Source organism: Desulfovibrio sp., assembly GCF_014803725.1.
Classification (GTDB): Bacteria; Desulfobacterota; Desulfovibrionia; order Desulfovibrionales; family Desulfovibrionaceae; genus Desulfovibrio.
Map to the genome: position 1 here is coordinate 57,531 of NZ_JAAVBE010000003.1, position 23,640 is coordinate 81,170.

Sequence of the window (23,640 nt, forward strand, 5' to 3'; positions counted from 1 at the left end):
TTTCGGCATTACCCAGGCAGCACAAGCACGCCAACAGCACGGACGCAAACAAAATCTCCGGCAACTGCGCCCCTCACTGCCCCAGGGCGCCGACAGCTTCCAGATAGCGGGCGTCGATGGCCTCGGCGATGCGCGCAGCGTCTTCCGCCCGGGCCTCGCCTGCATTGAAGGCCGCCACCTCTTCGAGCCACTTCTGCAACTGGCTTTCGCCGGCTGCACCGGCCATGAGGCGCAGATTTTCCCGCAGGTCAAAGATCTTGTGGGCCTGGAGGTCCCGTAGGGCTTCCTCTTCCGTCAGGGCCACGCCGGCCCAGGTCTTCAAAAACTCCCTATAGAGCGGGAGCGCCCCCTGGGCGCCCAGCGCACGCAGTTCGCCCACGGCGCGGAAGTAGACGCCGAGCGTCTTTTCCAGCGTTTCGGGCCGGTCGGCGGCGGCCTTTTTGTCCGCCACGAGGAGGATGGGCTGCGAGATGCCGCAGTCCCGCGAGTCCGCGGCCATGACAAGGCCCTTCTGTTCCGCCTGGAGCGTCTGCGGCGACCACAGCACCACGGCGTCCCCGAGGCCGCCCGCAAAAGCGCCCAGCGCCTTGGCCGGGGGCATGTCGTCGATGCGCACGTCCTTTTCCGTGAGGCCGAGCACCTTGAGCCAGCCGCGCAGCATCTGCGCCGCCGAGGTATTTTTGGGGCAGAGGATGCGCTTGCCCCGCACGGTCTCAGCGCTGCCGCGCACCCTGGGGAAGGCCGGGTTGGCCCCCTCGGCCGCGAAGATGAGGCTCCCCTTGCGCACGAAAACGGCGTTGGCGCCCGACTCGTCATTGGCCACGGCGACGATGGAGAGCCTGTCGCTCAAAATGGCGCCCATGGCGGGCACGGCGCCGCAGCCGGCGAGAAGCCAGTCATAGGCGAGCAGGCCCTGGACGATCTCGGCCCCGGAGGAAAAGCGGAGCATACGGATCTCGAGCCCCTGTTCCCTGTCCCAGCCCTGCTGCACCGCGTACCACATGGGGAAGGCCTCGTTCTCGCCCATCCACGCGGTCTTGAGCTCCACATTCTCGGCTGCATGCGCCCCGGAGCAGGCGAAAAGCCCCAACACCACCGCACACGCCCAAGCCAGAAAAAACTTGTTCATCGCCGTCCCCGTCAAAACTGCATCACAAAGGCCCCGATGCGGCGCTTTTCCTGCCGCCGGCCGCATCGGGGCCGCAAAACACGGGCTTACTTCAGGTTGCTCGCCTTCAAAAGGTCGCCCACGAGGGTCCACATCTGGTCCATCTCCTTCTGGAACTCGGCAGCCGGGAGATAGTCGACAGTGAGGCCGGCCTTGGCGAACTTTTCCTTCACGTCGGGGTCTTCCAGAGCTTCCTTGACGAGGTTCTGCATGGTGATGACCTTATCGTGCGGCACCTTGGCCTGGGTGATGAGCCCGTGCGGCGACGGGAAGACGAATTCCTCGCCCAGCTGTTCCGCAAAGGTGGGCACATCGGGATATTCGGGCAGGCGCTGCGGGCTCGTGACGCCGATGATGCGGAAGTCGCCGGACTGCACATAGGGCTTCTGGTTGGTGATGACGCCGAAGCCGCTCGTGATGTGCTTGCCAAGCAGGGCCGTGGAGACCTCGTGCCCGCTGGTGTAGGCCACATGCGGGAGCTCCACCCCCGGGAACTTCTGCATGACGCCGCTCATGAACAGGCGCTGCGAGGAGAGCGCGCCGTGCGTGGCGAAGTTGACCTTGCCCGGGTCGGCCTTGGCCGCGTTGATGAGGTCCTGGAAGTTCATGATGCCCGAATCCGCGCTCACGGCGAGGCTCAGCCACATGTTGGTGATCTGCACCACGGCCTGGAAGTCCTTGAGGGTGTAACCGGTCTTCTTCACCTGGGGCGTGGTGGAGAAGGTGGCCAGCGCGGGGAAGCCGAAGGTGTAGCCGTCCGGCTTGGCCTTGGCCACGTCCAGCATGGCCGGGGCGCCGGCGCCGCCCGCCTTGCAGATGATGTTGAGCGTGATCTTGTGTTTGGTCTGGAACCACTCGGCGAGGATGCGCGCGGCAATGTCCACCGCGCCGCCGGGCCCGAAGGGGATGATGATGTTCACGGGCCGGTCGGGATAGGCGGCCTGTGCGGGGGCCGGGGCCACGGGCGCGAGCAGGGCGCAGGCCAGGGCGCACACGCAGAACATTCGCAACACTCTCTTCATCGCTTCCTCCATAACGGGTTATTCGTCCGGGGGCATGCCCCTTTTCCAGTGCCGTTTGCCGCTCAATGCTTCCACTTGCTGAGGTCCACTTTCGGCGAGGCCGTGAAGGCGTGGCCCGCCTGGAGCGCCGTGAGCGCGAGCACCTTGGCCCGCGGCACGAGCGTGGAGACCGTCACGTATTCGTCCGGCGAGTGCAGCCCGATGCCCTCGGGCCCGAGATTGCACAGCGTGGGCAGGTCGAGGACGCTGGCGCAGAAGCCGGATTCGGCCGCGCCCTTGGAGACGACGCATTCCAGCGGAAAATCGAGGGCCTTGCCCGAGGCCTGCGCCAGCTCCCACAGCTCCTCCACCTTGGGCGTGCGCGTGAGCGGGTACAGCCGGATGCCGCCGCTCACCTGCGAGCGCGTGCCCGGCACGCTCACCCTGGCCACATCCTTGCGGATGGCCTCCACCAGCTTTTCGCCGTCCTCAAGGGTGCGGAAGGTGAGGTGGATGCGCGCTGTGGCGTTGGGCGCCACGGAATTTGCCGAGATGCCGCCCTTGACGAGGCCCACGTTGACCGTGATGCCGCGCTCGAGGTCCACATGCTTCTCGAAGGCGAGGATCTTGTGGGCGAGCTCGATGATGGCCGAGGCGCCGTCCTCATAGTTGCGGCCGGCGTGGGCCGCCTTGCCCTCGATGTCGAGGAGCATGTGGCCCGAGCCCTTGCGCTCGGTGGAGACGCCGCCCCCGGGGTAGCCGGGTTCGGGGCAGAGCACGGCGTGCGCCCCGTTGAGCAGGTCAGCGAGGACGCGCGTGCCCGTGGGCGAGCCCAGTTCCTCGTCGGCGGAAAAGGTGAGCGTGAGCGGCACGTCGAGCAGGCCGAGCTCCTTGAAGGCCCGCGCCACAAACATGTTGAGCACGAGGCCGCCCTTCATGTCGAGCACGCCCGGGCCGGTGGCGCGCCCGCTCGCCCTGTCCAGGTGGAAGGGCCGCGCCTCGGCCGTGCCCGCCGGGAACACCGTATCCATATGCCCGATGAGCGCCACGCCCGGGCCGGCCTCCCGCGGGTGGCTGCCGGCGCGCACCACGTTGCCGAGGCTTTCCATCCACGCCTCGTCTTTCGGGAGCGGCGGCTTGGGCATGACCTCGGCCTCGAAGCCGATGGAGCGCATCCACGCGGCGATGACCTCGCCCACGCGGTTCACGTCCGCCCCGTCATGGGAGAAGGAATCCATGTTGACGAGGGTCTCGAGCAGCCCGAGCATCTCGCCTTCCTTGTCCGCAAACCACTCGTCGAGTTTGTTCTTCCAGTGCGTGAGTTCCATCGTCTCCCCCCGGGTGCCGGTGTTTTCCGCTGTTCTGGCCGCGCGGGCCGGTCAGGCCTCGGCCTTCTTCGCCGCCTTGTATTCGTCATAGAAGGACTTGATGAGCACGAGCGCGCTCAGCCCGAGCATCACCAAGACCACCGGGCTCGTGTAAAAGATGGCGTAATCGTTGTGCGAGATGCTGAGAGCGCGCCTGAAATTGGCCTCGGCGATGGGCTCGAGGATCATGGCGAGCAACAGCGGCGGCAGCGGGAAGCGGCACTTGAGCATGAGGTAGCCGAGCACGCCGAACACCGCCACGATGAGCAGGTCAAAGGTGGAATTGTTCACCGCAAAGCCGCCGATGACGCACAGCGTCACCACGATGGGCATGAGCACGCCGCTCGGGATGGCGGTGATCTTGTTGGCCCCGCGCACGGCCGCGAGCCCGCAGACCAGCATGAGCACATTGGCGATGATGAAGGCCGCGAAGATGCCGTAGACCGTGACGGGATGCTCGATGAAGAGCAGCGGCCCGGGCGTGAGCCCCTGGATCATGAGCGCGCCGAGCATGATGGCGGTCACGATGTCGCCGGGCACGCCCAGGGTGAGCAGCGGGATGAGGGCGCCGCCGCAGACCGCGTTGTTGGAGGACTCGGTGGCCGCGATGCCCTCGAGGCAGCCCTTGCCGAAGAGCTGGGGCGTCTTCGAGTGCCGCCTGGCCTCGGAATAGGCGAAAAAGGTGGCCGCGCTCACGCCCGTGGCCGGGATGATGCCGATGGCCGTGCCGATGACCGAGGAGCGGAGGAAGTTGAAGGCGTTGGAGGTCAGGTCGCGCAGCGTGAGTCCCTGCTTCGAGATGGCGCCGCTCTTGAGCTGCACGCCGCGGATGACATCCTCCACCGTGTTCAGCACCTGGGACATGGCGAAAAGGCCCACGAGCACGGGCACGAGCGAAAGCCCGTTGAAGAGGTCGGGCATGTCGAAGGTGTTGCGCATGTCGCCCGTCACCGGGTCAAGGCCGATGGTGGCGAAAAACAGCCCGAGGCAGGCCGAGATGAGGCCCTTGACGAGCTGCCCCTGCGAGAGGGAGGCCACGATGGTCAGCCCGAAGACGGCCACGGCGAAATATTCCGGCGCGGAAAAGGACATGGCCGCCCGGGCCAGCAGCGGCGCCACGGAAACGAGGGCGAGAGCGCTGAAGATGCCGCCGATGAACGAGGCCACCGTCGCCATGTCGAGCGCCCTGCGCGACTCGCCCTTGGCCGTAAGCGCGGGCCCCTCGAGCATGGTGGCCGCGGCCGAGACCGTGCCGGGCGTGCCCACGAGGATGGCGGTGATGCAGCCGCCGTAGATGGCGCCGCAATACATGCCGAGCAGGGCCGAAAAGGCCTCCACCGAGGGCATGCCGAAGGTCAGGGGGATGAGCAGGGCCACGCCCATGGCCGCGGTGAGCCCGGGCAGCGCCCCGAAGATGATGCCGAGCACGACCCCCATGAGGTTGGCGAGGATGGCGTTCAGGCTCAGGGCGCTCAGGATGCCGTCGAGGATGGGTGTCAGCATGGTTCCTCCCGCGGGGCGGACTTAGGGCAGCATGACCTGGAAAAACCAGCCGAAGGCGACGAGCAGGCACACCGTCGTCAGGCTGGCCACAAGAAAGACCTCCAGCGGCTTTCGGCGCCCGAGCAGCGGCAGCGCGAGGCAGAGGAAGAAGAAGGTGCTGACGCCGAAGGCCCCGCCCCAGGCGAAGGGCGGCGACTCCATGTGCGCGAAGACATCGCCGAGGCCGATGACGCCGGCGAGGTAGAGAAAGAACAGCCCCACGAAGGCGCCCACCTTCTTGAGCACGCGCCGGTCGGGCCAGTAGGGCCTGGCGGGCGCGCGCACGAAGCCCTTGACGATGAGCACCGCGCTCAGGAAGGAGAGCAGGATGAGCACCGCTTTGGGCACGCCGGCGGGGCCGATGTTCTCGAGGGTGCCCCCGGCCGGAAGCTCCGCAACGCTTGAAAAGCCGATGGCGCAAAAGACGAGCAGAAGGAGGCCGCTTACAACGTCGGTGGGGCTTTTCATGGGCCGGCTCCGCGTGGGGCTAGAGATTTTGCACCGTATAGGGGTGGTTGCGCCTGACGGACTTCAGGTGCTCCATCACCGCGGCGCGGCATTCGGGGATGGAACGGCGCTCCAGCGCGTCGATGATCCTCAGGTGCGTCTCCACGGAGAACTGCCGCCATTCGGCGTCGCGAAGTTCGGGCGAGCGGCAGTGTTTGTAGCGCGCATTGATGGCCTTGATGATTTCCACAAGCGCCTGGTTGCCGCTGCACTGGGCAAGCACGGTATGGAAGGTGGCGTCGAGGTCGCCGTCGTCCTGCCCGGTGAGGAGGCGCCGCTGCTGGTCACAGGTGATGATCTTGAGCTGGTCGAGCTGCTCCCTCGTGTGGCGCAGGCAGGCGAGCTCGGCGATTTGCGGCTCCAGCAGCTCTCGGGCCTCGAGAATATCGTCGAATGCCCCGAGCTCCTCCATGACCGCCGGCGAAAGCGGGATGGCAGCGGACGCCGTGCAGACATAGGTGCCGTCGCCCTGCCGGCTTGTGAGCAGCCCGCGCGCCACCAGCACCTGGATGGCCTTGCGCAGGCTTGCCCGCGAAACACCGAGCGTTTCGGCGAGGACGCGCTCGGGCGGCAACTTGTCCCCTTCCTGAAACTTGCCTTCGCGGATGAAGCGCCACAGCTTGTCCAGCAATATCTGGAGAGCCGAGGACGTTTTTTCGCGCGGCGGGAGGTATTGGATCTTGGAGGCGGTTCGAGGTTCCATCAGTGGCGAGTATGGAACATTGTGCTTTTTGTGTCAACCATTTTCACGACCAAAGAAATATTTATATCTCATAGATATTTATCATCTTTTTTATTTCATAAAGGGAAAAAATGAAAATTGGGCAGAAAAGGTATGCTAATGGTCTGGATTTTTCCCTGACCTTAACTCCATTTTTCGGCGCAAGGGGCGCCCACGGGCGCGGGCTCGCAGCGGACGACAATGCCGGGGGCCGCAGACTGTGGGGATGGACGCGGCCGCAGGGAAAAAGGGGCAACGGCGAAGGTTTCCGACCGTGGACAAAAAAGGGGGGGTGAGGAGACGGAAGGAAGGTCAGGAACTGACTGGAGCGGAGGAAGAGGGCTGGCCGGGAGCCTGGGATGGTAAGGAGATCAGCGATTTAAGAATGTATGCGGAAAAGCCCACGCCAGCGCACCCGGGCGGCGGAGGCACGGGACGGCCGCGGGCATGCGGAGTGCCCCGGGCATGCCCGCCGGTGCCCAAGTGCCGGGTGGTCATGGGCGCCCTGCGCAGCGGGGAGCTGTTTTACCGCTGCGGCGCCGCTCTCAGTGCGCGCTGCCCCAGTCGCGGCCATAGCCCCAATCCACCACGAGCGGCACGGAAAGTTCGACGCCGCCGGGCCTCACCGACTCCATGAGGCCGGCCACGCGCGCCCCGGCCTCCCTGGCGCCGGCTTCGGGCAGCTCCAGCACGAGCTCGTCATGCACCTGGAGCACGAGGCCGGCCTTGAGCCGGCGCAGCTCCGCATCTTCGGCCGCGGCGATCATGGCGAGCTTGATGACATCCGCGGCCGAGCCCTGGATGACCGTGTTCACGGCCTGGCGCTGGGCCTGCGCCGCTGTCTGCCCGTTGGCGGAGAGGATGCCGGGCAGCCAGCGCCGCCGCCCGGCCAGCGTCACCACATAGCCGCGCTCGCGCGCGCCCTCGATGACGCGCTCGTAAAAGGCCTTGAGCCCCGTGAGGCGCGCGAAATAGCGGTCGATGAAGGCCCGCGCCTCGGCCGTGGATATCTTGAGCTCCTGCCCGAGCTTGTTGGCGCCCATGCCGTAAATGAGGCCGAAATTGATGGTCTTGGCCATGCGCCGCTGGTCGGGCAGCACCTTGTCCTGCGGCATGTCGAAGACGAGGGCCGCAGTGCGGGCGTGGATGTCCTCCCCCTCGCGGAAGGCGTCCAGCAGGGCCGGATCCTGCGACATGTGGGCGAGGATGCGTAGCTCGATCTGCGAATAATCGGCCGAAACGAGGGCATTGCCCGGGCCGGCCACGAAGCAGGCCCGCATGCGCTTGCCGAGCGGCCCGCGCACCGGGATGTTCTGGAGGTTGGGGTTGCTGGAGGAAATGCGGCCCGTGGCCGTGGCCTCCTGGTTGAAGGTGGTGTGGATGCGGTCATGCGCGTCCATGTGCAGGGGCAACGGCTCAAGATAGGTGGAGCGCATCTTCTCCAGCTTGCGGTACTGGAGGATGTTCTGCACGATGGGCGCGTCCGGCGCGAGGCGTTCCAGGGTCTCCTGGCTGGTGGAGGGCTGGCCGCCGCGGGTCTTCTTGGGCGCGGGCAGGCGCAGACGTTCGTACAGCACCTCCCCGAGCTTCCGCGCGGAGCGGATGTTGAACTCGCCGCCCGCCTCGGCATAAACCTCGCGGGTGAGCGTATCGAGCTCGCGCTGCACGTCGTCGAGAAAACTGCGGAAGGCCGCGGGGTCGATGGCGATGCCGCGCTCCTCCATGGCGGCGAGCACGGGCACCAGCGGCAGCTCCAGCTTTTCATAGAGTCGCGTGAGCTCGTTGGCCGCGAGCTGCGCCGAGAGCGTGTGCGCCATGCCCAAGCCCACGATGGCCGGGCCGCGCCCCTCGAGGCCCAAGGCGTCGCTCCAGCGGGCCGCGAGGCGCGACCAGCCGTATTCCCCGGCCTCGGGCCCGAGCAGGTAGGCCGCGAGCCCCAGGTCGAGCACGCGGATGTTCAGCAGTCCCTTCCAGAAGGGCGCGGCCAGAAGCAGGCTCTTCAGGTCGGCCACGGCCACTTCCGCCGCTTTTTCCACCCAGGCGCACAATTCCGTCATGGGGCCTGTCCAGGCATATTCCGTCACGCTGGCGAGCACCGTGGCCGGCGCGGGCTCCACGCCGCCGGCCTTTGCCTCGGCGGGGGCCACGGCCACGCGCGGCGGCCGCGCGGGGCCCTCGGCCCAGATGAGGGCCACGGTGCGCCCCTCGCAGGGCGGGAGCTGCCCGACCTCTGCTACTTCCTCGGCGGCGGGTATGGCGGGCACGCCCAGCTCGAGCTGTGCGCCGGCCTTCCCGGCCCCGGCGGGGGCGTCCCCGCTTGCCTCCCGGGCCGCATTGGCCCGGTCTTCCGGCGCGCCGGCGGCCGCCGCGGCCATGTCCGGCGCGGTCACATGGGGCGCCCCTGCCTGCACGAGCGCCGCTATCTCGCGCCTGAGCGCGAAAAGCTCGTATTCCTGCGCAAGCTCCCGACATTCGGCGATATTGATGGGCCCCACGTCGAGCGCGCCAAGGTCGATATCCGCGCACACGCCGCGCGAAAGCCTGGTGAGCTCGCGCCAGGTGAACATGTCCTCAAGATGCGGGCGCAACTTGTCCTGCAACTTGGGCGGCAGGAGGGCAAAGTGGTCGCGGATGTCCTCCAGCGTGGGGCAGATGGCGAAGATCTGGCGCGCGGTCTTGGGGCCGATGCCGGGCACGCCGGGGATATTGTCGCTCGCATCGCCCACGAGGGCCTGCACGTCGGCCCACTGGGCCGGGGTGACGCCGTTCTCGGCCTCGAAGTCCGCCTCGGTGATCAGGCGCTCGTCCTTGGAGCCCGGGTCCCACATATAGACGTTGGGCGCGAGGCACTGCTTCAAATCCTTGTCGCCGCTGATGATGACCACCGGCAGTTCCGGCGCGAAGCGCGCGGCGAGCGCCGCGATGCAGTCGTCGGCCTCGCAGCCCCGGGACTCCTCGAAGGCGAGGCCGAGCGCGTGCACCATGCGCTCGATGGGCGGCAGCTGTTTGGCGAGGTCTTCGGGCATGGCCTCGCGGTTGGCCTTGTAGTCGGCATAGATCTCATGCCGGAAGTTCTTGCCCCGCCCGTCCTTGAGAAAGAGGAAATGTTTGGGCTTTTCCTCGCGCAGGATGCGCAGGAGCACGCGCGTGACCACAACGAGGGCATTGGTGGGGAAGCCGTCGGAGCGCTGCATGTGGCGATTGGCGAAAAAGCCCCTGTAGATGAAGGCCGTGCCGTCCATGAGGAAAACGGGGTCCACGTTGAGGCCGAGACGTTGCTTGAGCGACATGGCAGTCCATCCAGAGGGGCGCGCCCGGCCCCCAAGGGCGGACAGCGCCGGGAAAAAGTGTCAGGAGCGCGACACGCTTGCGCTTACCGGGCCGCGTGGCATATGATAACGGCATGGAAACGAGCCCGCAAGTGACGGCTGGCGCCGTCGGCGGCGTCTGGCGCGTCAGCGTGGGCGGCTGCTGGAACCTGGACACCCCCTGGCCGGAAACGGCCGACGCGGCGCTCGGCGGCCTTGCCGACCAGCGCCTGACCGGGCTCACCCTCACCGCAAGCGGCCTCGATTCTTGGGACAGCAGCCTGCTCGTCTTCCTCGTGCAGCTCGTCCGGCGCGCGCGGGCGCGCAAGCTCAAGGTCACGCTCGACCTCCCCGAAGGGCTCAAGCGCCTCATCGAGATGGCCTTCGCCGTGCCGCCCCGCGCCGGCGCGGAACGCGAGACCGAGCGCGGCGGCGCCTTCGAGCGCATCGGCGCGGCCGCCCTGGCGCTCCCCCCGCGCATCGCGGATTTTCTCTCCTTTCTGGGCGACGTGAGCATCGCCGTCTGGAACCTCATCATCGGCCGCTCGCGCATGCGCTCGCACGACTTCATCAGCGCCATGTATGAGTGCGGCGTGCAGTCGCTGCCCATCATCTCGCTCACGAGCATGCTCTTCGGGCTCATCCTCGCCTTTGTGGGCGCGGTGCAGCTCACCCAGTTCGGCGCGCAGATCTATGTGGCGGGGCTCGTGGGCATCGGCATGCTGCGCGTCATGGGCGCGGTCATGGTGGGGGTGGTCATGTCCGGCCGCATCGGCGCGGCCTATGCGGCGCTCATCGGCACCATGCAGGTCAACGAGGAGGTGGACGCCCTCGAGACCCTCGGCATCTCGCCGGTGGACTTCCTCGTGTTGCCGCGCGTGCTCGCGCTCATGCTCATGGTGCCCCTGCTCACACTCTACGCCGACCTCATGGGCATCATCGGCGGCTACCTCGTGGGCACGCTCATGCTGAACCTCAACCCCATGCAATATCTTCAGGCGACAGCGCAGATGGTGCCCTACCGTCAGATCCTCATCGGGCTCGTCTACGGCACCCTGTTCGGCGTGGTCATCGCCATCGCGGGCTGCTACCAGGGCATGCGCTGCGGCCGGAGCGCCATGGCCGTGGGCCAGACCACCACGCGGGCCGTGGTCAATTCCATCGTGGGCATCATCGTCATGACGGCCATCATCACCATCATCTGCAACGTGCTCGGCGTCTGAGGGACATATGGCCGATACCTCGCTTGCCTCCACCGCTGCCACAGCCGGGCCGCCGCCGGATTCCGCCCTCAGCGTGCGCGACCTCCAGGTGGGCTATGGTTCCTATGTGCTCATGCGGCATGTGAGCTTCGAGGTGCGCAAGGGCGACATCTTCTTCATCATGGGCGGGTCCGGCTGCGGCAAGAGCACCCTCCTGCATGTGCTCATGGGCCTCAAGCGCCCGCAGGCCGGCAAGGAATTTTTCGGCAAGGTGGACTTCTGGGGCGGCACGGAAGCCCAGCGCCGCGCCGCCATGCGGCATGCCGGCGTGCTCTTCCAGAGCGGCGCCCTCTGGAGCTCCATGACGCTGGCCGAGAATGTGGGCCTGCCGCTCCAGCAGTATACCGACCTCGACGACGACGAGATCCGCGAGCTCGCCTCGCTCAAGCTCGCGCTGGTGGGCCTCGCGGGCTTTGAGGATTATTACCCGGCGGAGATCAGCGGCGGCATGAGCAAGCGGGCGGGCCTCGCCCGGGCGCTGGCGCTGGACCCGGAGATCCTCTTTCTCGACGAGCCCTCGGCCGGGCTCGACCCGGTGAGCTCCAACCTCCTGGACGAGCTCATCCAGGAGCTGCGCGACACCCTGGGCGCGACCTTCGTCATCGTGTCGCACGAGCTCGCGAGCATCTTCAGCATCGCCACCAACGGCATCTTCCTCGACGTGAAGACGCGCACGGTGACGGCAAAAGGCAACCCCCGCGAACTTGCCGAAGATCCGCACACCCAGGAGGACGCCCTGCTCTTCCTCACGCGCGGCGGCAAGAACCCGCTCCGGCCGCAAGGCTGCCCGGCGGCATCCCCCTCGCCACCCGGCGGCGCGCCCGCAGCAGCCGCTTCCCCCGAACCACGGGCCAAGGACGAAAACGCATGACTCCGCAAGCATACAAAACCCTGGTGGGCGCCTTCGTGGTGGGGGGCATCGTGCTCTTCACGCTCGGCATCATCCTGCTCGGCGGCGGGCGCCTGTTCAACAACGACGTGGAATATGTGCTCTATTTCGACGGCTCGGTGAGCGGCCTGTCCATCGGCGCGCCCGTGGTCTTCCGCGGCGTGCCCATGGGCAGCGTCACGCAGATAAGCCTCGTGGCCAACGCGCGCGACTCCAACGTGACCATCCCGGTCACCATCCGCATCGACGAGCGCAGCTTCATCCGGGCGAGCGGCCGGGCACTTTCCGAGTCCGCCCAGCAGGAGATCATCCGCCGCATGGTGGAGCGCGGCCTCAGGGCGCGCCTCCAGCTCCAGAGCCTCATCACCGGCCAGTACCGCGTGGAGCTCGACTTCTTCCCCGATACGCCCATGAATTTCCGCTCGGCCACGCCTGATCTCGAGATTCCCACGGTGCCATCGCCCATCGACACGCTCCAGCGCACGCTGGCGCGCATCCCCATCGACCAGCTCATGGGCGCGCTCTCCAACATCCTTGAAAATGTCTCGGCCGCCGTAGGCAACGGCCAGCTCAAGGCCGGCATCGAGGCCTTCACCGCCACCTTCACGGAGACGCAGCGCCTGCTCTCCGACAGCTCCCTCAGGCACTCGCTGGAAAACACGCTCTCGCAGGTGGACGGCGCCAGCCGCGCCATGCAGAAGGAACTGCCGGGGGCTCTCGCCTCCTTCCATTCGGCCATGGACAATCTCGCCCAGGCGGCGGAGCGCCTGCGCCGCGTGGCCGACTCCGCCGAGAACACGCTCGGCCGCGATTCGCCCACCATGAACGAGGTGCGCCGCCTGCTCACGGAATCCATCTCCGCCGTGCGCTCCCTGCGCAACCTCGCGGACATGCTCGAACGCAACCCCGAAGCCCTGCTCATGGGCAGGCAAGGAAAACGCTGATGCCCCGCATACTCACGCTCCTGGCGCTTCTGGCCCTCGGTCTCGCGGCGCTCGCCGGCTGCGGCCGCAGCAAGCCCACCAATTATTATCTCCTCGAAAGCGGCATGCCGCCCGTGACGGCCGACGACCTGCCCCCCGCCACCCTGCGCGTGGCCATGGTGGAGGTGCCGAGCTACCTCAACCGCAACAATATCGTGAGCCGCGTTGCGGGCGAGACACGCCTCATCCTCGCCGAGTTCCACCTCTGGGCGGAGCCCGTGAGCAATGGCGTGCGCCGCGTGGTGGAGGAGACCCTGACCCCGCCCCTGCTCGAGGCGGGCGTGACGGTGCTGCCCACGGGCACGGCCAATGGCGGGGACTATGTGCTGCTCATCGACGTGCAGCGGCTGGACGGCAATTTCAACGAAAAGGCTGTGCTGGAAAGCCGCTGGACCCTTCTCGACAAAAAGGAGGCGCCGCTCGCCGACGGCATCTTCGCCGCCGAGGAGATGGTCGGGGGCAACGACTACAATGTGCTCGTGGCCGCGGAAAGCCGCCTCGTGCGCCGCATGGGTGACTATCTCGCCGAAAAGCTGCCGCCGCTGCTCAAGCGCCGCTGAGGTTGGCCGCGCCCCGGCCCACGCGGAAGATAGGCGTGCCCGGCGAAGATTTCAGGCAAGAAATTGCCGTTCCCGCCGCTTTACGGACGCACGCGGCCCGCGCTATCCTGCACCTGACGGGGCAGGGCCTTCCCTGCCGCCATCTGCGTTTTTGCGGCCGGCCTCAGGCGGTGAAAACGCGACCCCCAGCCCGCGCGGCAAAGCCGCGCAAGGAGGTTCCCCATGGCTGCCACTTTTCGCCCCTCCCGGCGCTTCTTCCTGAAACAGACTGCCACCGGCGCCTTGGCGCTGGGCCTGCTGCCCCTCGTGGGCTGCGCCGCCCCGGCCTGGGGCGCGGAGGCCCAGGCTCCGGCCGCCGGCGCCGCTGCCGCGGCCAAGCCCAAGAAGCCGCTGGTGGTGTATTTTTCCCACAGCGGCAACACGCGCAAACTCGCGGAGATCATCCACAAGAAGGTGGGCGGAGACCTCCTCGAAATCGAGCCCGCCACGGCCTACCCCTCCGACTACCAGGCAACGGTGGACCTCGCCAAGAAAGAGCAGCAGGAGAACGCGCGCCCGGCCGTGAAGACCAAGATCGCCGACCCGGACGAATACGGCGTCATCTTCCTCGGCTATCCCAACTGGTGGAGCAGCATGCCCATGCCGGTGTGGACCTTTGTGGAGCAGAACAAGCTCGACGGCCACACCATCGCCCCCTTTGACACGCATGGCGGCGGCGGGCTCGGCCACAGCGTGGACGACCTCAAGAAGCTGGTGCCCCACTCCAAGGTGCTCAAGGGCCTCGCCGTGCGCGGCACGGCCGCTGGCGGCGCGGAAAAGGACGTGGAAAAGTGGCTCGAGGGCCTGGGCAACGCCCTCATCATGACCACCACGGGCAACCCGGCCATCTATCCCGACGGCGCCTACTGAGCTTTCAACGCCTGAACGCGGAAGGGCCTTGCGCCGCAAAGGCGCGAGGCCCTTCATTTTTGGGGTGAGGGCGGTCCCACCCTGATATTTTTCGCCGCGCCCGAATGCCAGGCACGCCTTCGGGCATTTTCACTTCTTCGCTTCTTCCACTCCCATGACTGGCGGCAAAAGTTTCACCCCGCGCACGGCGATGGCGAGCAATTCCGCCTGACAGATGTCCCGCTCGCGCGCCTGCAGGGTCAGGCCTTCGAAATAATTGGTCAGCGAGCCGGTGATGGCCGGGATGTCCGTATCCGCCGGGATCTCCCGGTCGCGCACGGCCTTTTTCAGGCGCTCCCGGAAGACCTGGCGCGTGTCCGCGCGCATGTCCGCGATGGTGGCGAGGATGCGCTCCTCCCGGGCGGGCAGCGTCAGGGCGGAAAACACGGTCAGGCAGCCGCAGGGCGCGTCCGGCGAAAGCAATATCCTCGCTGTGGCGGCAAAAAGATTCTTTGTCGCCTCATATAAATTTTCCTCGGTGAGATAGCGCGCGAAGACCGGCCCCCAGTAGGTCGCCTTGTAAAAGGCCAGCGCCTCCAGAAAAAGCTCGGCCTTGCTGCCGAAGGCGCAGTAGAGGCTTGGCGACTTGATGCCCATGGCCCGGCAGAGCTGGCTCATGGTGGTCTGCATGTAGCCCTGCTCCCAAAAGAGCCTGAGCGCGTTGCGCAGGGCGAGCTCCCGGTCGAATTCCCGCGGGCGCCCCCGCTGGGAGCGCTTTTCGGCAACAGGCTCTTCGGTCATGGGCGTCCTCCCCGCGCGGCGGCGAAAATCCGGCCGCGCCGGCCATTGCATGTTTTTTTGCCAAGTGCTATAAAATCTTCAGGGCGGACAGGTCCGTCCCGGCGGCCATTTGTGCCGATGGTAGTTCACTTCCCCCTTCAAGGCAACGGAGAACGCAGATGCACATCATATACTGGAGCGACTACGCGTGCCCCTATTGCTACATCGCCGAGCGCCGGCTGCACAACGCCATCAGGGCGCTGGGCATGGAAGCCGAGGTCACGTTCGAGCCCCGCGCCTTCGAGCTCGACCCGGGCGCCCCCAAGACGGTGCAGTCCGACACGGCCACCCGCTTTGCCCGCAAATACGGGCTGCCGCTGGTGCAGGCGCAAGCCCAGATCGAGCATATCTCGGCCCTCGGGCGCGAGGCGGGCATCGACTTCCGCTACGCGACCACGCAATACACCAACACCTTCGACGCCCACCGCCTGATGAAGCTCGCGCTCGCCACTGGCGACAAGGAAATCGCCGCCAAAACCAACGAACTGCTCTTTGCGGCCTATTTCACGAAAAACCTCAGGCTCGCGGACGAGTCCACCCTCTTGGACGCGGGCACGGAGGCCGGCCTCGAGCGCGAAAAGATCCTCGCCATGCTCCATTCCGACGAATTTGCCGACGAAGTACGCGCCGACGAACGCGCCGCGGCCGAGCGCGGTGTGCGCGGGGTGCCCTTTTTCCTCTTCCCGGACGGCATGACCATCCCCGGGGCCATCTCCGAGCGGGACTTCAAGGAACTGTTGCAGCGCAACCGCACGAGCGCCCCGGCGGCGCAGCAATGCGGCCCCGAGGGCTGCGCGGTCGATTTCGGCCGCAAATAACCGCCGCAAGGGCGGCCCTTTCCCCCATTCCCGCAGGAGCAAGCCATGATCCAGCGTGTGGAAGTCAAGGATGTTTTCGCGGAAAACGCCTATTTCTTCATCGACCCGGCAACGCGCCAGGGCTTTCTCATCGACCCCGGCGCCGAGCCCGAGCGCCTTTTCCAGATTATCGAGCAGAACGGCCTCGACATCCAGGCCATCCTGCTGACCCACGGGCATTTCGACCACACGGGCGCCATCCCCTTCCTCCATGAGCGGCTCGGCGTACCCTACTATATCTCGCCTCCCGGCGAGGCCTACCTCACCGACCCGGCGCTCAACCTGAGCCAGGAATGCGGGCGCTGGTCCGTGCTCACCGAGGCGAAGTTCTTCAAGCCCGGGGATTTCATCTCCCTGCCGGCGAACCCGCGCTTCGGGCTCACCGTCATCGCCACGCCGGGGCACACGCCGGATTCCGTCACCTTTTACAGCGCGGCGGAAAACGCGGCCTTCGTGGGCGACACCATCTTCAGGGGCGGCCCGGGCATCACGCGCTTCCCGGGGGGCAACGAGCGCGACCTGTACGCCAGCATCATGGACCGCATCCTCACTCTCCCGGACGCGACCACCCTCTATTCGGGCCACACGCCGCCCACCAGCGTGGGGGAGGAAAAGCCCGCGTATATGGGGGCCTGACCATGGCCGCCGTCAACACGCAACGCGCCCTCGACCTTGAGGAAGTGGCCGCCTGGAAGGTGAACTGCCCGGACGCCGGCGAGCAGAAGATCGCGCTCAAGGCTGATTCGGCCGGCTTCAACTGGTCCGCGCAGGATGTGGAAAACTTCTGGGAGGCCGTGGTCAGCGGGCGCCCGCTGGGCAGCTTCACGCTCCGGCGCGGGGACGGCCTCCCCGTGCTGGAGGACGGCGAGCAGCGCGCCACCGCCGTGGCCCTGGGTTTTTATGACCCGTGGGAGAAAAATGCCGACGCCTGGGAGGGCCTGCAAAAGGAGGGCATGCGCCGCTTCTCGCCGCAGCCGGAAGGGCCGCGCGGCATCCTGTGGATAGATTTGGCAAAACCCGCGCAGGAGGGCGTCTCCTACGTGTTCCGCCTCGTCACCCATGACGAGCCCTGGGGCTTCTTGCGCAACCGAAAGGGGCATTTGCCCGCGCACGGCGCGCGCCTCGCGTGGGAGAACTTCATCCGCGTCGTTCGCTGCCAGAAGGAGATCCCGGCCAACGAGTCCCTCCCGGGCTGGGCCAGCGGCGACACCCTGCCGCTCGCCTGGGCATGGCCGTGGGACGCGAAAACGCCCATGCCCTTCAGCCTGCTCTGCGAGCTCGCCGGCATCGCCACGCCCGAATGGGAAGAATTTTTGCTGTTCAGCATAGAAAACAACCCCATGTGGCAGCTCGACTGCCCCATGCCCACGGCGGCCACGCATTGCTGGAAGGAAAAGATCTGCCAGATCCTCAAGCACCGCGAAGGCGAGGACTACCAGCGCCTCTCCGCGCTCGTGAAGCTGCTCCCCGGGGCGCTCAAGGGGCGCATCCCCGTGGTGGAGGCAGAGTGAAGCGGGCGCCCCGCAGGTTGTGACGGCGTGCGCCCGGCAACGCGGCGCTTGCGCGCGGGCGCGCTTGCGGCTAGTCTCGCGCCCATGGCTCACCCTGTCTTTACACTGGAACACCAGGACGGCGCGGCCCGGGCCGGGCGCCTCGCCACCGCCCACGGCGTCATCCCCACGCCCATCTTCATGCCCGTGGGCACCGTGGGCTCGGTCAAGGCGCTGGCGCCCGACGACCTGACGGCCATCGGCGCGCCCATCATCCTTGGCAATACCTATCACCTCTATCTGCGCCCGGGCGACGAGCGAATCGCGCGGATGGGCGGGCTGCACCGCTTCGCCTCCTGGCCCGGGGCCATCCTGACGGACAGCGGCGGCTTCCAGGTCTTCAGCCTGAGCGGCTTGCGCAAGCTCCGCGAGGAGGGGGTGGAGTTCCGCTCGCACCTCGACGGCTCGCGCCACCTCTTCACCCCGGAATCGGTGGTGAAGATCCAGCGCAATCTCCATTCCGACATCATGATGGCCCTCGACGAATGCGTGCCCTATGGCGCGGACTACGCCTATACCGAGCGCTCCGTGGGCCTTACCACGCGCTGGGCGGCGCGGGCGCGCGCGGCGTGGCCCGCGGGCTCGGGGCCGAACCTGCTCTTCGGCATCGTGCAGGGTGGCTTTTTTGAAGATTTGCGCCGGCGTTCGGCGGAGGAGCTTAGGGCGCTCGACTTTGACGGCTATGCCATCGGCGGCCTTTCCGTGGGTGAAAGCAAGGCCGAGCTGCACGCCATGCTGCGCATGACGGCGCCGCTGCTGCCCGAAGGCAAGGCCCGCTACCTCATGGGCGTGGGCACGCCGCTCGACATCGTGCTCGGCATCCAGGCCGGGGTGGACATGTTCGACTGCGTTCTGCCCACGCGCAACGCGCGCAACGGCACGCTCTACACGTCCGAAGGCAAGATCAACATCAAGAGGCGGGAATATGCCGAAGATGAAGGCCCGCTCGACCCGGCGTGCGGCTGCTACACCTGCCGCACCTTCTCGCGCGCCTATCTGCGGCACCTTTTCGTGAGCAAGGAGCTTCTGTCCTTCCGGCTCAACTCCCTGCACAACCTGACCTATTTTCTCGACCTCATGCGCGGGGCGCGCGCGGCCATCCTGGAAGACCGCTTTGCGCCCTATGCGGCCGGCATCGCCGCGCTCTACCCGGACGAAGCGGCGAAAGCGGAAATTCCGGACTTCTGATACCTACGCCGGGGCTGCGCCCGGCATGGCCTCGCGCCGCTCGCGGCGGCGCACCAGGAAGAAGACCACAAAGGCGCCCGCCAGCTTGGACAGGCTCATGGCCACGATGCCCTCGGCCGAGGCGATGCCGATGAGCAGCAGGAAGACGAGGCTGTCCAGCGGCGCACCCAGAAGGCTCGAGAGCAGGATGCGCTGCGAAAAGGGCTTGCGGGTGAAGGTGAAAAGCCCCCAGTCGCCCAATTCGCCCACGGCAAAGGCCGCGGCGCTGGCCAGCGCGAGCTCCGGCGAGGCCATCCACCAGCTCACGGCGCAGCCCACGAGCATGGCCCAGAGGATATGGTGGCCGACACGGCGTTGCGCGAAATCCCGCACCACGAAGACAAAGCCCACGATGAGCGACGCCGGGGACCACAGTTCGCCGTTGGGCAGTTCCAGGAGCGGCGTGACCACAAAGAGCCAGTTGACCCCAACGATGAGCGCCATGTAGGTGAAGAGCGAAGGCATGGCGGCACACTAGGCCACGGGCGCGCCGGCGTCAAGCGAGGCCTAGATCGGGTGCTCCCGGTCATAGCGCTCGATATGGGCGATGAAGGCGTCCTCCAGCGTGGGATCCCTCATGTCCGTGACCTCCGCCTTGAGCTCGTCCGGCGTGCCCACGCTGATGATGGAACCGCGGTAGATGAGCGCGATGCGGTCGCAGTATTCGGCCTCTTCCATGAAGTGCGTGGTCACGAGCACGGCCGCGCCGGCCGCGGTGAGCGCGGAGATATGCTTCCAGAAATCGCGCCTCGTGCGCACGTCCACGCCGGAGGTGGGCTCGTCCAGAAAGAGCACCGGTGGCTCGTGGAGCGTGGCGCAGAGGAGCGCCAGCCGTTTCTTGAGCCCCAGCGGTAGGGTGCCCGTGCGGGCCTTGAGCCACGGCGTGAGGTCCAGCGCGTCGGCGAGCCGGGGCAGGAGCGCGTCTCGCCGCCTGGGGGAGAGCCCGTACAGATCCGCGAAAATGGCGATGTTTTCCCGGGCCGTGATGTCGGGATAGAGGGAAAAGTTCTGCGCCATGTAGCCCAGGCGCTCGCGCGCGGCGCTGCCCGAGCGCAAAAGGTCCACCCCGTCCACGGCGCAGTCGCCCGAGGTGGGCCTGAGCAGCCCGCAGAGCATGCGGAAGGTGGTGGACTTGCCCGCGCCGTTGGGCCCGAGCAGGCCGAAGATCTCGCCGGCGCCCACCGTAAAGCTGATGTCGCGGGCCGCCACGAAGTCGCCGAACTTACGGGTCAGGCGGTTGGCCACGATGCGCGGACCCGATGGGGGCGATGCCGCCCCGGGCGCTCCCCCGGCAGCCCCCGGGAGCCTTCCGTACGGCGACGGCCGCTTGTCGATGCCGCCCACCGCGCCCATGTAGGCGTCTTCCAGCCTGGGCGCCACGGGCTCGCCGCCCCTGGCGAGGACTTCTTCCTTAAGGCCCGGGGGCGCGTCAGCGGCGAGCACCACGCGCAGGGAACTCCCCTGAATGAGCGCGTCGATGACGCCGGGCTTCATGGTCCAGTACGCCAGCTCCTCCCGGTGGGCGTTCCCCGCCTCGGCCCCCGTATCCCGGTCGCGGATGAGGAAGACACGGCCCTCCGCCCTGCGGGTAAGCTCTTGCGGGGGCCCGGCGAAGAGCGTGGCCCCGTTGTCCAGCATGACCACCCCGGGGCAGCGCGCGGCCTCGTCGAGGTAGGAGGTGGACCAAAGCACGGTCATGCCGCCTTTGGAGAGCTCCTGCACCATGCTCCAGAGCTCGCGGCGCGATTGCGGGTCAACGCCCACGCCCGGCTCGTCCAGAAGGAGCAGGCGCGGCGCGCCCAAAAGCGCGCAGGCGATGCCGAGTTTCTGCTTCATGCCGCCGGAGAGCCGCCCGGCCAGCCGCTCCGTGAAGGGCGCGAGCGCCGTGAAGGCGAGCAGCCGCCGAAAAAGCGCCTCGCGCGCCGCCCCCTCCACGCCGCGCAGGCTTGCGTAGAGCTCAAGGTTCGCCATGACGCTGAGGTCTTCGTAGAGGCCGAAGCGCTGCGGCATGTAGCCGATACTGTTGGGCGCGCGCCTCAAGAGCTCGTCCACAGGCACGCCGAAAATGCGCACGCTGCCGCCCGTGGGCGCCATGAGCCCGGCGAGCAGGCGCATGAGCGTGGTCTTGCCCGAGGCGTCCGGCCCCACAAGGCCGGTGATGCGCCCGGCGGGGATGCTGGCCGAGACGCCCCTGAGGGCGGCCTTGCGCTGCTTCCCGCTTCCGAAGTCCATGCGCACGCCCTCCAGGACGATGGCGGCGGCGTTCTCAAAGGCTTGCGCGGGCGCCGCCTGCTCCGTCGTCATGGCGCGGCCGTATCCACAAAGATGGTCACGGGCATGCCCTGGCGCATGACATTTTCCGGGTCTTCAGCCCGCACGCGCAGCCGGTAGACCAGGGCTGTGCGCACCTCGCGCGTCTCCACGGTCTTGGGCGTGAATTCCGCCGTGGGCGAGATGAAGCCCACCGTGCCCGGAAAGGTCTTGCCCGGCGCCGCGTCCACGGCCACGCGCACGGGCATGCCGGGCCTGATCCTGCCGAGGTTCGGCTCGTCCACATAGGCGCGCAGCCAGACAGGCTCGGTGAGGGTGAGCGTATACACCGTCTGCCCCGGCTGCACGATGGCCCCGGCCTCGCGCGCCCGGGTGAGGATAACGCCCTTTTGCGGCGCGCGGAGCACACCGTCGGCAAGGTCAATCTCCGCCCGGCGCAGGCCGGCCTCGGCCGCGGCCACGGCGGCGCGCTGGGCGAGCACGTCCTCCTCACGGTAGCCGGAGAGGAGCATGTCGAGCTGGTCCTCATTGGAGCGCAGGCGGGCCGCGGCCTCCCGGTCGGCAGCGCGGGCATTGTCGAGCTCCTTCTGCGAGATGGCGTTGCTCTGGCGCATGGCGGTGACACGCTGGAGATTGATGGCCGCGTTTTCGGCCACGGCCCTGGCCGCCGCCACCTGAGCGCGCGCCTGGGCGACCTCTTCCGCGCGGTAGCCGCGCTCAAGCCTCGCGAGGTCGGCCTTCTGGCCGGCGAGCCGGGCGGCCGCCTGGTCGCGCTGCTGGCGCAGGATGTCCGCATCCAGCCTGGCCAGCGGCTCTCCCGCGGCCACTGTGTCGCCCTCGTCCACAAGCACGGACTCGATGCGCCCGCCCACGCGGAAGCCGAGGTCCACCTGGCGGATGTCCACATTGCCGAAGAGGACGAGGCCCCCGTGCGTGTGGCCAGTATAAAGATGCCAGCCCCATGCAGCGACACCCACGCAGGCGAGCGCACAAATCCCAATGACGAGCCACCGTGCCTTGGGGAAAAATGCCATGTGCCGCCTCACGAATGCATCCTCGCACAAACCGGGCTCACGCCCCTCCGTCTGCCGTTTTTAATGATAGGCGCGGGACATTCTCGTGTCCAGCAAGGAGTAGACAATGGCGTGTTTCTGAATATATTTCGTCTTCATTGGGTGGCCTCACGCCTACCCGCATAAACAGAAAGTCAGGTCCGGGAACAAAGAGGAAAGTACCTTCGAAAAAAATTTAACTAAAAAGCACATGGAGTTATAGTATATCAATTTATAAATTGACACATAAACTGCTATCTAATTTATGTATTCAGATATTTTAAAAATATGTATTTATTTACCATATTCTATAAAAACATTAATTTTCTTTATTATACTTATTTTTTAAATATTTATATTTTTCAAAATAATAATCTCCACTTGGATGCCCATTAATTATGGTGCTAATATTTTTTTTCATATCATCAGTAAGGGGTAATGCATTTGAAAACAAATATGCACGGACTTCATCTCTCTTCGAAATCCCACTCATATACGTCTCTCTAATCAAAAAGAATTGGGAAAGAAAAGTTATAGATAGTATGAGTATGCAGAAAAATGAGATATATTTATGTATCTTTAAAGACTGGATACCATATGCAACGGCACATATCACCAATGGGTAAAAAGGTAAAAGCACTCTGTCTATGGGGAACCCACGCCCTGTGGCAAGATGTCCGGCCACAGCAAGCATCACATATATTACGCACGCGTAGGTAAAAAGAGGCTTCTGGCCGAAAAGAAGCGAATAACATAGAACTGCACATATACTTACGCTGAAAATAAGTGAAAGAAATTTCACTTTAAAAAAAATCTCATTTCCAATTCCCAAAAAAAACATTTCATATCCCCCAGAATGAATGGGGTACCCTGCTCTCGTCACATAAAACATGAAACATCCCATGCCAATGCATACGGAACAATAAATTATAATTTCATATATATAATTTTTGATATAGAAAAAAGAACGATTGCCAAAATAACAGGCAATCAAGAGGGATGCGGTAATATAAATGCATATTCCATTCGCCAAGACGGCGAGGGAGGAAAAAAGAATGAAACAGTCAAATTTAGAACGCACCTCATTATTAATGAATTCAATAAAAAAATAACAGGCAAGCATAATGCACGAAGTTGCAATCCCGTATCCCCGCGCTTGATAAAAAAATTGAAATAAGGAATAATTAAGTATGAATAATGAAAATATTAAATATCTAAATTTCAATTTGAAAGAAATAAGGTATGCACCATAACAATAAAATCCATAAAATATTAAATTTGGCAATCTGATGATAAAATCATTATATCTATCCCCGCTCACCACCTCTAAGATATATATAAGTATCGTGTTTAATGGATGGTTATTTAATACTTGGCCTCCCCCCAAAAAATTCCCCACACGCGCATAGTGAAGGTAGGTAAATGCCTCGTCATAAAACAGACCCGTAGTACTCGCCCTGATGACGGCAGCCAGAACCACGAGAAATGAAAGAGCAAAGGCAAACCTTTTAAAGCCCAAGGCGTCAATAAAATACTCAACGCCATGTACGGCTGCCGAAAATCTCCCCTGCATTCAACCCTCCTGCGGTGGAAAAGCCTCTTCCATACTTCAGAACACAAGCTTTTTACGAAAGAAAAAGTCGCCCA

At 65.2% G+C, this 23,640-nt stretch carries 21 protein-coding genes; 9 read left to right on the plus strand and 12 right to left on the minus strand.

Annotation, left to right across the window (positions count from 1 at the left end):
• Nucleotides 1–73: 73 nt before the first annotated feature.
• The 7 genes from HDR50_RS00575 to HDR50_RS00605 all read right to left on the minus strand — a co-directional run bounded on the left by HDR50_RS00575 (nucleotide 74) and on the right by HDR50_RS00605 (nucleotide 9,596).
• The gene (locus tag HDR50_RS00575; protein WP_291355030.1) at nucleotides 74–1,129 is read right to left on the minus strand and encodes an ABC transporter substrate-binding protein; all 1,056 of its coding nucleotides are present in this window, start codon (nucleotides 1,127–1,129) and stop codon (nucleotides 74–76) included.
• Nucleotides 1,130–1,215: 86 nt separating this feature from the next.
• A complete protein-coding gene (locus HDR50_RS00580) occupies nucleotides 1,216–2,190 on the minus strand; it encodes a tripartite tricarboxylate transporter substrate binding protein (RefSeq protein WP_291355032.1) in 975 nt (324 codons plus the stop codon).
• Between the two features lie 62 nt (nucleotides 2,191–2,252).
• Entirely contained in the window at nucleotides 2,253–3,497 is a 1,245-nt protein-coding gene (locus HDR50_RS00585; RefSeq protein WP_291355034.1) for a M20 family metallopeptidase, read from the minus strand.
• Nucleotides 3,498–3,548: 51 nt separating this feature from the next.
• The gene (locus HDR50_RS00590) at nucleotides 3,549–5,039 is read right to left on the minus strand and encodes a tripartite tricarboxylate transporter permease (protein WP_291355036.1); all 1,491 of its coding nucleotides are present in this window, start codon (nucleotides 5,037–5,039) and stop codon (nucleotides 3,549–3,551) included.
• A gap of 21 nt (nucleotides 5,040–5,060) precedes the next feature.
• Nucleotides 5,061–5,546 carry a tripartite tricarboxylate transporter TctB family protein gene (locus tag HDR50_RS00595; protein ID WP_291355038.1) on the minus strand — a complete coding sequence of 162 codons (486 nt, stop codon included), beginning with the start codon at nucleotides 5,544–5,546 and terminating at the stop codon, nucleotides 5,061–5,063.
• A 19-nt stretch (nucleotides 5,547–5,565) separates the two neighbouring features.
• Nucleotides 5,566–6,288 (minus strand): FadR/GntR family transcriptional regulator, encoded by a 723-nt coding sequence (locus HDR50_RS00600; RefSeq protein WP_291355040.1) that lies wholly within the window; start codon nucleotides 6,286–6,288, stop codon nucleotides 5,566–5,568.
• A 563-nt stretch (nucleotides 6,289–6,851) separates the two neighbouring features.
• A complete protein-coding gene (locus HDR50_RS00605) occupies nucleotides 6,852–9,596 on the minus strand; it encodes a DNA polymerase I (protein WP_291355042.1) in 2,745 nt (914 codons plus the stop codon).
• 113 nt (nucleotides 9,597–9,709) lie between these two features.
• Between HDR50_RS00605 and HDR50_RS00610 the strand changes: the two genes are divergently transcribed.
• The 5 genes from HDR50_RS00610 to HDR50_RS00630 all read left to right on the plus strand — a co-directional run bounded on the left by HDR50_RS00610 (nucleotide 9,710) and on the right by HDR50_RS00630 (nucleotide 14,217).
• The gene (locus HDR50_RS00610) at nucleotides 9,710–10,837 is read left to right on the plus strand and encodes an ABC transporter permease (protein WP_291355044.1); all 1,128 of its coding nucleotides are present in this window, start codon (nucleotides 9,710–9,712) and stop codon (nucleotides 10,835–10,837) included.
• Between the two features lie 7 nt (nucleotides 10,838–10,844).
• Complete coding sequence (locus HDR50_RS00615; RefSeq protein WP_291355046.1) at nucleotides 10,845–11,747, plus strand: ATP-binding cassette domain-containing protein; 903 nt, start codon at nucleotides 10,845–10,847, stop codon at nucleotides 11,745–11,747.
• Entirely contained in the window at nucleotides 11,744–12,709 is a 966-nt protein-coding gene (locus HDR50_RS00620) for an MlaD family protein (RefSeq protein ID WP_291355048.1), read from the plus strand. Before HDR50_RS00615 ends, HDR50_RS00620 begins: the two co-directional genes overlap by 4 nt.
• A complete protein-coding gene (locus HDR50_RS00625) occupies nucleotides 12,709–13,308 on the plus strand; it encodes a PqiC family protein (protein WP_291355050.1) in 600 nt (199 codons plus the stop codon). Before HDR50_RS00620 ends, HDR50_RS00625 begins: the two co-directional genes overlap by 1 nt.
• Before the next feature lie 222 nt (nucleotides 13,309–13,530).
• Nucleotides 13,531–14,217 carry a flavodoxin gene (locus HDR50_RS00630; RefSeq protein ID WP_291355052.1) on the plus strand — a complete coding sequence of 229 codons (687 nt, stop codon included), beginning with the start codon at nucleotides 13,531–13,533 and terminating at the stop codon, nucleotides 14,215–14,217.
• 129 nt (nucleotides 14,218–14,346) lie between these two features.
• Here the strand turns inward: HDR50_RS00630 and HDR50_RS00635 are convergent, their stop codons facing one another.
• Entirely contained in the window at nucleotides 14,347–14,997 is a 651-nt protein-coding gene (locus HDR50_RS00635; protein ID WP_291355055.1) for a TetR/AcrR family transcriptional regulator, read from the minus strand.
• 158 nt (nucleotides 14,998–15,155) lie between these two features.
• On the opposite strand from HDR50_RS00635, the gene HDR50_RS00640 reads away from it, so the two are divergent.
• The 4 genes from HDR50_RS00640 to tgt all read left to right on the plus strand — a co-directional run bounded on the left by HDR50_RS00640 (nucleotide 15,156) and on the right by tgt (nucleotide 18,631).
• Entirely contained in the window at nucleotides 15,156–15,854 is a 699-nt protein-coding gene (locus tag HDR50_RS00640) for a DsbA family oxidoreductase (RefSeq protein ID WP_291355057.1), read from the plus strand.
• Nucleotides 15,855–15,899: 45 nt separating this feature from the next.
• Nucleotides 15,900–16,529, plus strand: a complete 630-nt coding sequence (locus HDR50_RS00645; protein ID WP_291355059.1) for an MBL fold metallo-hydrolase — start codon at nucleotides 15,900–15,902, stop codon at nucleotides 16,527–16,529.
• Nucleotides 16,530–16,531: 2 nt separating this feature from the next.
• Entirely contained in the window at nucleotides 16,532–17,404 is an 873-nt protein-coding gene (locus tag HDR50_RS00650; protein ID WP_291355061.1) for a hypothetical protein, read from the plus strand.
• 84 nt (nucleotides 17,405–17,488) lie between these two features.
• A complete protein-coding gene (tgt, locus tag HDR50_RS00655; protein ID WP_291355063.1) occupies nucleotides 17,489–18,631 on the plus strand; it encodes a tRNA guanosine(34) transglycosylase Tgt in 1,143 nt (380 codons plus the stop codon).
• A 3-nt stretch (nucleotides 18,632–18,634) separates the two neighbouring features.
• Here the strand turns inward: tgt and HDR50_RS00660 are convergent, their stop codons facing one another.
• From HDR50_RS00660 to HDR50_RS00675, 4 genes are all read right to left on the minus strand, one after another.
• Nucleotides 18,635–19,135, minus strand: coding sequence for a VUT family protein (locus HDR50_RS00660; protein ID WP_165079492.1), 501 nt, complete (start codon nucleotides 19,133–19,135; stop codon nucleotides 18,635–18,637).
• A 42-nt stretch (nucleotides 19,136–19,177) separates the two neighbouring features.
• Nucleotides 19,178–20,974, minus strand: a complete 1,797-nt coding sequence (locus tag HDR50_RS00665) for an ATP-binding cassette domain-containing protein (RefSeq protein ID WP_291355066.1) — start codon at nucleotides 20,972–20,974, stop codon at nucleotides 19,178–19,180.
• Entirely contained in the window at nucleotides 20,971–21,975 is a 1,005-nt protein-coding gene (gene hlyD, locus HDR50_RS00670; protein ID WP_291355068.1) for a secretion protein HlyD, read from the minus strand. The genes HDR50_RS00665 and hlyD overlap by 4 nt, the downstream gene beginning before the upstream one ends.
• 337 nt (nucleotides 21,976–22,312) lie before the next feature.
• Nucleotides 22,313–23,566 (minus strand): hypothetical protein, encoded by a 1,254-nt coding sequence (locus tag HDR50_RS00675; protein WP_291355070.1) that lies wholly within the window; start codon nucleotides 23,564–23,566, stop codon nucleotides 22,313–22,315.
• Nucleotides 23,567–23,640 lie beyond the last annotated feature (74 nt).

Coding starts and splice junctions, on each gene's coding strand:
- HDR50_RS00575 (WP_291355030.1), bottom strand. CDS start 1,129: ATGAACAAGTTTTTTCTGGCTTGGGCGTGTGCGGTGGTGTTGGGGCTT.
- HDR50_RS00580 (WP_291355032.1), bottom strand. CDS start 2,190: ATGAAGAGAGTGTTGCGAATGTTCTGCGTGTGCGCCCTGGCCTGCGCC.
- HDR50_RS00585 (WP_291355034.1), bottom strand. CDS start 3,497: ATGGAACTCACGCACTGGAAGAACAAACTCGACGAGTGGTTTGCGGAC.
- HDR50_RS00590 (WP_291355036.1), bottom strand. CDS start 5,039: ATGCTGACACCCATCCTCGACGGCATCCTGAGCGCCCTGAGCCTGAAC.
- HDR50_RS00595 (WP_291355038.1), bottom strand. CDS start 5,546: ATGAAAAGCCCCACCGACGTTGTAAGCGGCCTCCTTCTGCTCGTCTTT.
- HDR50_RS00600 (WP_291355040.1), bottom strand. CDS start 6,288: ATGGAACCTCGAACCGCCTCCAAGATCCAATACCTCCCGCCGCGCGAA.
- HDR50_RS00605 (WP_291355042.1), bottom strand. CDS start 9,596: ATGTCGCTCAAGCAACGTCTCGGCCTCAACGTGGACCCCGTTTTCCTC.
- HDR50_RS00610 (WP_291355044.1), top strand. CDS start 9,710: ATGGAAACGAGCCCGCAAGTGACGGCTGGCGCCGTCGGCGGCGTCTGG.
- HDR50_RS00615 (WP_291355046.1), top strand. CDS start 10,845: ATGGCCGATACCTCGCTTGCCTCCACCGCTGCCACAGCCGGGCCGCCG.
- HDR50_RS00620 (WP_291355048.1), top strand. CDS start 11,744: ATGACTCCGCAAGCATACAAAACCCTGGTGGGCGCCTTCGTGGTGGGG.
- HDR50_RS00625 (WP_291355050.1), top strand. CDS start 12,709: ATGCCCCGCATACTCACGCTCCTGGCGCTTCTGGCCCTCGGTCTCGCG.
- HDR50_RS00630 (WP_291355052.1), top strand. CDS start 13,531: ATGGCTGCCACTTTTCGCCCCTCCCGGCGCTTCTTCCTGAAACAGACT.
- HDR50_RS00635 (WP_291355055.1), bottom strand. CDS start 14,997: ATGACCGAAGAGCCTGTTGCCGAAAAGCGCTCCCAGCGGGGGCGCCCG.
- HDR50_RS00640 (WP_291355057.1), top strand. CDS start 15,156: ATGCACATCATATACTGGAGCGACTACGCGTGCCCCTATTGCTACATC.
- HDR50_RS00645 (WP_291355059.1), top strand. CDS start 15,900: ATGATCCAGCGTGTGGAAGTCAAGGATGTTTTCGCGGAAAACGCCTAT.
- HDR50_RS00650 (WP_291355061.1), top strand. CDS start 16,532: ATGGCCGCCGTCAACACGCAACGCGCCCTCGACCTTGAGGAAGTGGCC.
- tgt (WP_291355063.1), top strand. CDS start 17,489: ATGGCTCACCCTGTCTTTACACTGGAACACCAGGACGGCGCGGCCCGG.
- HDR50_RS00660 (WP_165079492.1), bottom strand. CDS start 19,135: ATGCCTTCGCTCTTCACCTACATGGCGCTCATCGTTGGGGTCAACTGG.
- HDR50_RS00665 (WP_291355066.1), bottom strand. CDS start 20,974: ATGACGACGGAGCAGGCGGCGCCCGCGCAAGCCTTTGAGAACGCCGCC.
- hlyD (WP_291355068.1), bottom strand. CDS start 21,975: ATGGCATTTTTCCCCAAGGCACGGTGGCTCGTCATTGGGATTTGTGCG.
- HDR50_RS00675 (WP_291355070.1), bottom strand. CDS start 23,566: ATGCAGGGGAGATTTTCGGCAGCCGTACATGGCGTTGAGTATTTTATT.